9 protein-coding genes and 1 pseudogene are annotated in these 9,826 nt (G+C 40.0%); 5 read left to right on the top strand and 5 right to left on the bottom strand.

From position 1 onward, the window contains the following. Positions 1-194: pseudogene (locus tag G322_RS24090) on the bottom strand (aldo/keto reductase); the annotation flags it as partial. 485 nt (positions 195-679) lie between these two features. Beyond that, entirely contained in the window at positions 680-2,077 is a 1,398-nt protein-coding gene (locus tag G322_RS0104005) for a multicopper oxidase family protein (protein WP_022940524.1), read from the bottom strand. Between the two features lie 151 nt (positions 2,078-2,228). Here G322_RS0104005 and G322_RS0104000 point away from each other — a divergent pair, with 151 nt between their 5' ends. The 5 genes from G322_RS0104000 (at position 2,229) to G322_RS0103980 (ending at position 7,654) form a co-directional block, all read left to right on the top strand. Further along, on the top strand, positions 2,229-3,473 hold the full coding sequence (locus G322_RS0104000; protein ID WP_022940523.1) for an imelysin family protein: 1,245 nt from the start codon (positions 2,229-2,231) through the stop codon (positions 3,471-3,473). 67 nt (positions 3,474-3,540) lie between these two features. After that, positions 3,541-4,923, top strand: coding sequence for a di-heme oxidoreductase family protein (locus G322_RS0103995; protein ID WP_022940522.1), 1,383 nt, complete (start codon positions 3,541-3,543; stop codon positions 4,921-4,923). Positions 4,924-4,931: 8 nt separating this feature from the next. Then, complete coding sequence (locus tag G322_RS0103990) at positions 4,932-5,936, top strand: imelysin family protein (RefSeq protein WP_022940521.1); 1,005 nt, start codon at positions 4,932-4,934, stop codon at positions 5,934-5,936. Between the two features lie 3 nt (positions 5,937-5,939). Further along, complete coding sequence (locus tag G322_RS19880) at positions 5,940-7,004, top strand: DUF1513 domain-containing protein (protein ID WP_022940520.1); 1,065 nt, start codon at positions 5,940-5,942, stop codon at positions 7,002-7,004. A gap of 122 nt (positions 7,005-7,126) precedes the next feature. After that, the gene (locus G322_RS0103980) at positions 7,127-7,654 is read left to right on the top strand and encodes an NADPH-dependent FMN reductase (protein ID WP_022940519.1); all 528 of its coding nucleotides are present in this window, start codon (positions 7,127-7,129) and stop codon (positions 7,652-7,654) included. 19 nt (positions 7,655-7,673) lie between these two features. Here the strand turns inward: G322_RS0103980 and G322_RS0103975 are convergent, their stop codons facing one another. From G322_RS0103975 to G322_RS0103965, 3 genes are all read right to left on the bottom strand, one after another. Then, positions 7,674-8,303, bottom strand: a complete 630-nt coding sequence (locus G322_RS0103975) for a sulfotransferase family protein (RefSeq protein WP_022940518.1) — start codon at positions 8,301-8,303, stop codon at positions 7,674-7,676. Next, complete coding sequence (gene miaE, locus G322_RS0103970) at positions 8,303-9,082, bottom strand: tRNA isopentenyl-2-thiomethyl-A-37 hydroxylase MiaE (protein WP_022940517.1); 780 nt, start codon at positions 9,080-9,082, stop codon at positions 8,303-8,305. The genes G322_RS0103975 and miaE overlap by 1 nt, the downstream gene beginning before the upstream one ends. A gap of 263 nt (positions 9,083-9,345) precedes the next feature. After that, entirely contained in the window at positions 9,346-9,804 is a 459-nt protein-coding gene (locus tag G322_RS0103965; protein WP_022940516.1) for an AAA family ATPase, read from the bottom strand. Positions 9,805-9,826 lie beyond the last annotated feature (22 nt).

Raw genomic sequence — 9,826 nt, 5'->3', positions numbered from 1 at the left:
ATCCGTTTTTCGATGTGCCCCCTGCTTTTTTTGTCTTGACTCTTTGGGTGGGTATAGCATACATCTCCGCGGTATCAATAAAATTTAATACCTTGCGAGAGTGCATATTCAATCTGCGCGTTGGCTTCCTGTTGATTATTTTGCAGCCCCCACGTCATGCTTCCTAAGAAAATACGTGAAATAGATATACCCATAATACTTCAAGATGCAAAGTCAGCAAGGCAAATTATGCCGATATACTAGGCATAAAATTGAACCTTTCGAGAGATTAATAAAAACACATTAATCCTCTATCGGTATAATTAACATAAAGACGTTAATTATTTAATAGTCATTCTAAGTCGAAATTTTATAACAACGTAGATTGGTACAAGTTGCCTTGCCCTGCGGGGCGCAAGCTCGAAAACCAGCTCAGCGTTGCAACACTCAAAAAGTGAATGACAATAAAGGATTAAAGTCTTTTTTTTAATCCTATCGCTAGAAGGTTAACGCAGTTAACCGTTCGATAGATTACCTCGTGTTGCGCCTTGTTCTAATTGTCGAACTTGTGCCTGACAAAGCATCTTGAAGTAACAGGGGTATAAACCCCTTAAGCTAAGTGTTGGAAATTGTATATTTACCTCGTTGTTTGCTGGTTTTTTTAGGTTAGTTCCTACAAAAAATGCAACGCTCAATTAATCTAGCTTACTTCAATAAAGCCCATCAACCCAGTATTCATATGCTCAATAACATGACAGTGGTACATCCAACGTCCGGGGTTATCTGCAACAAAGGCTACTTGTACGGTTTCATTTTTACCTAATAAAACCGTGTCTGTGTGGTATCCCTGAGGATGAATGTCACGTTTATTAGATTTTAATACTGTCCATGTATGCCCATGTAGATGAATCGGGTGATGATATTGCGTGACGTTACGCAAATTAAAAATATAGCTTTTACCTAACTCTAATTTTACCAAAGGTGCTGGAATATTGTCTCTGCTCATGCCTTCCCATGCACGTTTGTTGATCACCCAAAAATCATGTTTACCTTGCAATAACTTATCCGCAGGAGTAATTGCGCCTTGCCACTCGAAAGTGAAGTTGATTTTTTGTGCATTTTTTATATCGGGTACTGGGATAACAGAAGCGGGTAACGTAGGAATTATTTTTGTTTTTTGTGCTGCTTTACCTTCCGTTATTAGGGTAAAAAAGTTGAAGTTAAGTTTGCCTTGACGGTTTTTAATATCAATCACTTGCCCCTCTTTTGATGGGGCAATAAAAGCGATATCTAAGCGCATACCGGGTCCCATCGCCCAAGGTTCGTGTAAAGAAAAAGGTACATTAACGGCATTGCCATCAATAGCGATTACTTTTGCATCAAGTCCTTTGGGCATTACAATTCGATACATCACGGTATTGTCGACATTTAAAAATCGTAAACGTACTAACGATCCCGCTTGTACTTTTAATTGTGGCGCGCGTAAACCATTAATGGTTTCAATACGTCCGGGTGTACCCATGCGTGCAGATTGTCTCGGTGTCGAAAAAGGTAACCAGTGGCCTTGATCATCAAGGTGCCAGTTTTTAAGTAGCAGAGGAATATCTTGATCAAAGGCTAATTTTTTTAGTTCATTATCTGACTCTTCGACAATAAACGCGCCCACTAATCCTTTGCCTAATTGTTCAATACTATTTACATGGGGGTGATACCAAAAAGTACCCGCATCAGGTGGCGTAAATTCATAAATATAAAATTCACCGGACTTAATCGGAGGCTGACTTAAAAAGGGTACGCCATCCATCTCAATGGGAATACGCAAACCATGCCAATGAATGGTGGTTGGCTCTTTTAGTAAATTAATAAATTTAATACGAATCTTTTGACCCTGCTTAGCACGCAAAACAGGGGCGGGAAATTGTCCATCAAAACCGAAACCTGCAGTTGAACCCTCAGGGGAGATATCAAGTGTTGCTGGTTGTGCGGTTAGCACATAATCAAATCCCACTTCGGGGCTTGCAAGGCTAATGCGTGGAAGCAAGGTGCTAAAAGGTAAGAGCAGTGAACTGGCAATAAAACGGCGACGAGAGAGTGGCATAAATCATCCTTAACAATATGAGCTGAAAATATTATAACAAATTTTTTACAAAGTGTGTTGCAAATCATTATCAATTCGTTTTACAATTGCATAATGAAATTAATGATAACCATTAACAACAACTATCTTGTAGATACAAAGGAAGATCAACATGAAAAAAAGTGCTCTCGCATTATTTATTAGTACCGCATTTATTAGCCAAAATGCATTTGCAACACAGCCCAAAGAGGTGGTTAACCATTATGCAGATATCGCCCTTGCGGTATATCAAGATGCAGGTACTACTGCACAGCAACTTGATAAAGCGATTAAAAATTTAATTGCTTCACCATCAGAGAAAACACTCAAGTCTGCTAAAACGGCTTGGCTTGCATCACGTGTTCCTTATCAGCAAAGTGAAGTATTTCGTTTTGGTAATGCCGTTGTTGATGATTGGGAAGGGCAGTTAAACGCATGGCCACTTGATGAAGGTATGATCGATTATGTTAAAGTAGGTGCTTATAATCACGAATTAGGTAATGCAGGAGCAACGGCGAATATTATCGCGAATAAAGAGTTACAAATCGGTAATAACAAAATTGATGTCAATAAAATCACCCCTGAATTACTTGCAAGTTTAAATGAACTTGCAGGCTCTGAAGCAAATGTTGCAACGGGTTATCATGCGATTGAGTTCCTATTATGGGGTCAAGATTTAAACGGAACCAATGCAGGTGCTGGCGCACGTAGTTACACAGATTATGTACAAGGTACAGGCTGTACGGGTGGAAATTGTGACCGCCGTGCTGAATACTTACAAGCGACTTCAACACTGTTAGTGAGCGACCTTGCTTGGATGCAAACACAATGGGCTGACAATGGTGAAAACTACCGCAGTGAATTAACTGCAAAAGCGCCCAAAGAGGGTCTGCGTATCATGCTGTTTGGCATGGGGTCGCTTTCACTGGGTGAACTTGCGGGTGAGCGTATGAAAGTGGCATTAGAAGCGAACTCTCCTGAAGATGAGCATGATTGTTTCTCTGACAATACGCATAACTCACACTACTTTAACCAAAAAGGGATCAGCAATGTTTGGTTCGGTAGTTACACACGTATCGATGGTACAAAAGTAACGGGTCCAAGCCTGAATGATTTGGTTGCTAAAAGTGATAAAAACGTCGCCAAGCAAACCTCAAAAGCGGTCACTGCGGCGGACAATCAAGTACATACATTGGTTAGCTCGGCAGAAAAAGGCACTGCATTTGATCAACTGATTGCAACAGGTAATAAAAGTGGTAATGCGTTAGTCGCTGCATCCATTAAAAGCTTAGTGGTACAAACGGCTGAAATTGAAAAAGCGGCAGGTGTTTTAGGGGTTACTAACTTAAATTCAGATACCGCCGATCACGAGTTTTAAGCTCTAAAATCGCGTGATATATAGTAAGGCGGAACTTTCCGCCTTTTTTTTTTGAGTTTAAAATACTATGAAGCCACAGTTTTTTCCTCTTTTTTTTCTTCTTTTAAGCATGCCAACACTGGCAGAATCAGCCAAATCAGGCGGTGGCACAACCACCAAACAAACAGGCAGTAACGCCTATTCGATGCCAGCAAGTAATCTCGAAATGATGAAACGACTTGATTTTAGCGTTGGTAATAGTTTTTTTCGTAACCCTTGGGTAAGTGCACCTGCAAGTACCGATGCACGTGATGGATTGGGTCCGATCATGAATACTAACGCTTGCCAAGGTTGTCATATCAAAGATGGTCGTGGCAAAGGCAAAGAAGCGGGAGAAAGCAATGCCATCACCATGTTAGTACGCTTGAGTATTCCTGCAAAAACAGCAGAGCAAAAAGAAAAGCTTATCAAGCAGGGCAGTATTGGTGACCCAACGTACGGTGGTCAACTACAAGATATGGCGATTCAGGGCATTGAACCTGAAGGACAAGTGCAGATACAATATAGCTATCACAAGGTGTCGTTTAAAGATGGCTTTCACGTTGAATTACGCACACCAACCCTCTCAATTAGTGATCTAAAATATGGCCCGATGCACCAAGATGTCATGCTTTCTGCACGTGTTGCTCCGGCCATGATAGGTTTAGGCTTATTAGAAACTATCAGCGTGCAAGATATGTTAAAAAATGCCGATCCTGATGATGTCAACAAAGATGGTATCAGCGGTAAAATTAATTATGTTTGGGATATAGAAAAACAACAAACAACCATTGGCCGTTTTGGCTGGAAAGCAGGTCAACCCACTTTAATGCAACAAAATGCAGCTGCTTTTGCAGGCGATTTAGGGCTAACTTCTCGACTGTTTTTAAGCGATGATTGCACCGATAAACAGTTAAACTGTCAACAAGCGCCACATGGTGGAAAATTAGAGGTTAGTGATAACATTCTTAATTTTGTTGAATTTTACAGTCAACATCTTGCTGTTCCTGCTCGCCGAGGTATTAATAATCCACAAGTTATCGCGGGAAAAAAACTGTTTGAGCAAGCAAATTGTAACGCTTGTCACATTAATAGTTATACCACTGCGAAACGCCCGACACTGCTGGCATTATCAGAGCAAAAAATAACCCCTTATACGGATCTTTTATTACATGATATGGGCATTGGCCTTGCTGATAATCGTCCTGAGTTTTTAGCCAATGGTCAAGAGTGGCGTACATCACCTTTGTGGGGATTGGGTTACCAGCAAGAAGTGAACGGTCATACTTTTTTACTGCATGATGGACGAGCACGTAATATATTAGAAGCGATTGTTTGGCATGGTGGTGAAGCTGAGCAAGCAAAACAGCAAGTATTAGCGTTTAATCAGAGCGAACGTCAAGCACTCCTTAAATTTCTTAACTCTTTGTAGGTCTAAAAATGAAAAAAATACTATTACTCAGTTGTCTTATCGCAACGCCTGTGATCAGTGCTGATTTTAATATCGTGGAACAGATCAACACGTTAAAAATAGAGCAAAGCCAATTTTTTAATCAGAAAAGTCAAACTTTAGCCACGTCCATTCATGCCTTTTGTCGCACTGCTGATTTTTCTGCTGAGCAGCAAAATATCCAACAAAGCTGGCTACAAACCATGCAAGCGTGGATGCCCCTACAAGGAGTGACCAAAGGGCCCATTAACGATCTTGATCTTGCTTGGTCGATACAGTTTTGGCCTGATAAAAAAGACATTACCGGGCGTAAAATAAAGTTGTTATTACAATCAGGACAAACGGATTGGAATGCCCAACAGGTAAGTGAACAAAGTGTGGCGGTGCGTGGTTTAGGTGCATTAGAGTTATTGATTTTCGAGCAACAACTCAATGCTCAAAATTGTCCATTAGCCAGCGCCATTGCAACCCATTTAGATGCTAATAGCCAACGTATTAGTACGGCGTGGTCTGAGCAATATGGCCCGCAGTTACTGTTACAAAGCCAAGATAAAAAACAGCAAAAAGTGATTGAGCAACGCTTGATTGCCGAGCTTTCTCATCAGCTTAGTTTTATTAATAAAAAGTTTTTAATGCCTCTGGGTAAAACGCATCCTCGTCCTTATCAAGCAGAAGCATGGCGCTCAGAAACGTCAATGTTGCAGCTTAAAAGTAGTTATCAAGCACTGCAAAAATATTTTTTACAAGGGGTAAAACCGCTGTTATTAGCAGAGAAAAAAGTTTACCTCGCGAATAGCATTGAAGATACTTTTAAAGAGTTATTAACTGGCTGGCCAGTTGATCCCAGTTTGAAAAAATTACTCAGCGACAAAACAGGATTAAAGCAGCTTTATCGCAGTAAAATGTCCATGGATAAACTCAGTTATCAACTACAAGATGAGTTGCCTCTCGCGCTTAATATTATCGTTGGTTTTAACGCCACCGATGGTGATTAGGATATGTTACGCCGCGACTTCCTACGTTTTTCAGCGCAGCTTAGCTTAGCTGGGCTTTTTCCCTCGGCGAGTGTTGCTACTACTAGCACTATGACTAATAGTGCACCCATACTTTATGCTTGCGCTAAACAGCAACAGCAATTTTTTTTAGTAGGAAGCGATTTACAAGGTAATACACTTAGCCAATTTGTATTGCCCACACGCGGTCATGGCATTGCCATTGATAACATTCATCAACAAGCGGTGGTGTTTGCCCGTCGCCCCGACAATTACCTGATTCAATTTGATCCCGCCACGGGTAAAACGATCAATCATTATCAAATAGAAGCGGGAAAATACTTTTATGGACATGGTTGTTTTGATCAACAAGGGTTACTTTATGTCTGCGAAGGAGAGAGTGACTCATCGCAGACATCCATTGGTATCTATCAGCTGGGTGATGAAATAACTAAAATAGGCGAGTTTAATGGTTTGGGTCTGGGGGCGCATGAAATTGTGATGCACCCAAACAATCAACATCTCATCTTGGCGCTTGGTGGTATTAAAACCCGTGGCCGCAAAAAAACAAACCTCGATACCATGCAACCTGCACTGCTCTATATTGATAAAACCAGCGGGCAAGTGAAACAAACCATCACACTGGAAAACCAGCAGCTGAGTATTCGTCACTTATCCGTCAATAAAAAGGGGCTGGTGGTGTTTGCCTGTCAATATCAAGGCCTAGATGAATTACTGCCATTGGTTTATCAGCATCAATTTGGTGATCAACAAGCCAGCCCCTTAATGGGTGCTGAAGAGCAGTGGTTACGTTTTGATGATTACATTGGTAGCATTGCCATTAATGAGCAACAGATAATAGCCACCTCGCCACGTGGAAACTGTTATGCAACTTGGCATATCAGCAATAAAAAACTGCAAAAAATTCAGTCTTTAAATGATGTTTGCGGCGCTGTTTATTACCATCAAAAGAGGGTATTAAGCACCGGTAATGGCGAGCTAGGGCGGGTTCATAATATGCAACAAACGCAATGGCACTGGGATAACCACATGGCTATTTGGTTAGGTTAATATTAAATCAGTTTAATAAGGTGGCATATGGAAATTATCTTTTGCCATTATTGATGTTTATTAATGAATGACTCATTGTTATGATTCATTCACTTAATGAATCACCACTGCAAGGAAACACCATGAAAGTATTAGCATTTGCCGCCAGTAATAGTCAAAATTCAATTAATAAAATGTTAGCAACTTATGCTGCCAATTTAATAAAAGGCGCAGAAATTGAGGTGTTGGACATTAACGATTATGAGATGCCTATTTTTAGTGATGTTCGTGAAGCGCAATTAGGACAACCCCAACAAGCGCAAGATTTTTTCAAAAAGCTAGGCGAAGCGGATGCGATTATTATCTCTTATGCTGAGCATAACGGCTCGTATACTGCGGCTTTTAAAAACTTGTTCGATTGGACATCACGTATTGATATGAAGCTCTATCAAAATAAACCGATATTAATGTTAGCGACCTCACCTGGCCCTGGTGGTGCTGCCAGTGTATTAGCAAGCGCTGCTGGCTCTGCACATTATTTTGCAGCGGATGTGAAAGCGACACTCTCTATCCCCAGTTTCTTTGATAACTTTGATGTTAAAAAGCAAGTATTGACCAATCGTGAACTCAATGAAAAATTACAAGCTGCGGTGGCTTTACTGTCGTTATAGACGGAAAGAACGCTTTGCGCTAATAATGATAATCAAAAAATCTTCGATGGTATTTACCTGCACTCAAACTATTTATTTTATTAACATGTTTGTAGTCTCTCCAGTTGGAGACTTGAGCGCCCTTGTTGAGGTGTGGGAAGAGGCTAAGATGTTGGCTCTCTTGTCCTAAAAAATCATACAATGCTTGTAAACTGCCTTGTTCACTAATATTGATTGATAATAGATCAGGCCGACCATGAAAATACTCTTTAACCTGTTGCTGGTGTTTTTGGTAACAAGCGGATAGATGTGCCTCGGTGAATAAATCGTTATTGCAAAGCTCAAAAGTTTGCTCAAAACACCGTTTTAATACGGGGTTAAAATGCCCTGTTTTAGGTAATAAATGCAGCGTCATTTTAGTTAATAAGCGTTGTATTGAAGGGAGCCATTTTGACAATTCCCTTTGTAAATAGATAAACTTTGAGTTGGGAAATAACCTGTCTAATTGTTGATAATCTGAAAAACAAGGCGCATCTGAAATAGCATCTGCCAACTCAAAAGCTTGCTGGGTAAACGCGGTATGGGCGACTTTAAAGCCACACTCTAGTAAAGCAACACTGATACTAGTCGTGCCAGTGCGTGGCAATCCAATAATAAAAATCTTAGACATTAAATAGGGTCATCATCATTTTCAGTTGGGACACCACTATGAAATTTAAAATTACTGTCACTGGTTAATATTAACGCGGCTTCCACTTTTCCAAAATATTCAATGCGCGCGCTAATATCAACAGGAGAGATAGACTGTGCCAGCGCTAAATAATCTTGATAATGACGTGCCTCTGAACGTAATAGTGAGATATAAAAATCACCTAAGCGTTTATCGACGTGCGGGGCTATTTTTGCAAAGCGCTCACAAGAGCGAGCTTCGATATAAGCGCCACAAATAAGCTTATCGATTAATGTATCGGGCTCATGTGTGATAACGTGCTTAAACATGCCTTTCGCGTAACGTGACGGGGTAATGCTTTTATATTCAACACCGTAATGATCCATCATCTCTAATACCTGATAAAAATGATGCAACTCTTCTTTGATCAATAACACCATTTTATCAATCAGATCTTGTCCGTAAGGTGTGTTTGATTTTGGAATAACGGATTTAGTGAGTTTGTTTTTAACCACCAGTTCACGCCAATCACCCTCTCTTTTATAAATAAAGCGTTCAAAGGGTTGCAGCAATGCTAATAATGCATCACCACTCTCTTTGTCAATTGCATACTTACGAATTAAGTACATTGCAGATTGTGCTGCTTTTAATTCACAGACTAAATGATCCAATAACAACATTGAAAAGTTTTCTGGCTGAATCGCTTCTTTAACCCAAGCATCAGGCGTTTCACAGTGAAGAAATGATTTTATGGGTGCTAATAGTTCTGTGTACGGCATTTATACTCTTTATCTTTTTATTTAGGATCGGCTTCAGAATTACTTGCGCTTTTGTTTTCAAAATAACCAATCATTTAGGATTGGCTTCAACATTACTTGCGATTTTTTTTTAAAATAGCCAGTCATTTAAGGCTTTTTGGAAACAATTTATCGCAAGTTATTTTGTAACGATTCCTTCAGGCTTTTGGAAAGTAATTTAGCGCAAGTTATTATGTAACGATTCCTTGTTTGTCATGTCATTCATCATGCGCAGAAGCATCAGACTAAGCATTCGGGAAGCGAATTAGCAGGTCTACTTTGGTTGACATAGCGGCACTCAGGGTTTGTTTTTTGTCTGTGGCTAACACCACAATGCCATTGTGTTTGGCAATATTTTTGAACAAATTATTAAAATCAAAGCTATCGTCTCGTCCATGTGAACGTTTTAGTGCGGTATTTTTATCAAATAGCATATCTGCATTTTCAAACAGTAATATATTTCGGCTACTGCGTGTTTCACTAAACAGTGCTGCTACATCGCTTTCTGATGCTTTATCATTTATCGCGGTTGAGTGTTGTACTTGCTGCTCTGTATAGGAGGTAAACACTTCTGTGATAGCCGCTAGATCACTTGTTGTGCCACCATTAAAGGCGATCAGAAAACGTGCTTTGTGGTTGGCGATTTGAGGAAGATCCTCTAAAAAACGTTGATAACTTTTACTTTGGTAATCGACTATTAGCATTACTATTTCTTCTTATTTAAAG

Source organism: Psychromonas hadalis ATCC BAA-638, from assembly GCF_000420245.1.
GTDB classification, from domain to species: domain Bacteria; phylum Pseudomonadota; class Gammaproteobacteria; order Enterobacterales; family Psychromonadaceae; genus Psychromonas; species Psychromonas hadalis.
This window is presented reverse-complemented; position numbering and strand designations above follow the sequence as displayed.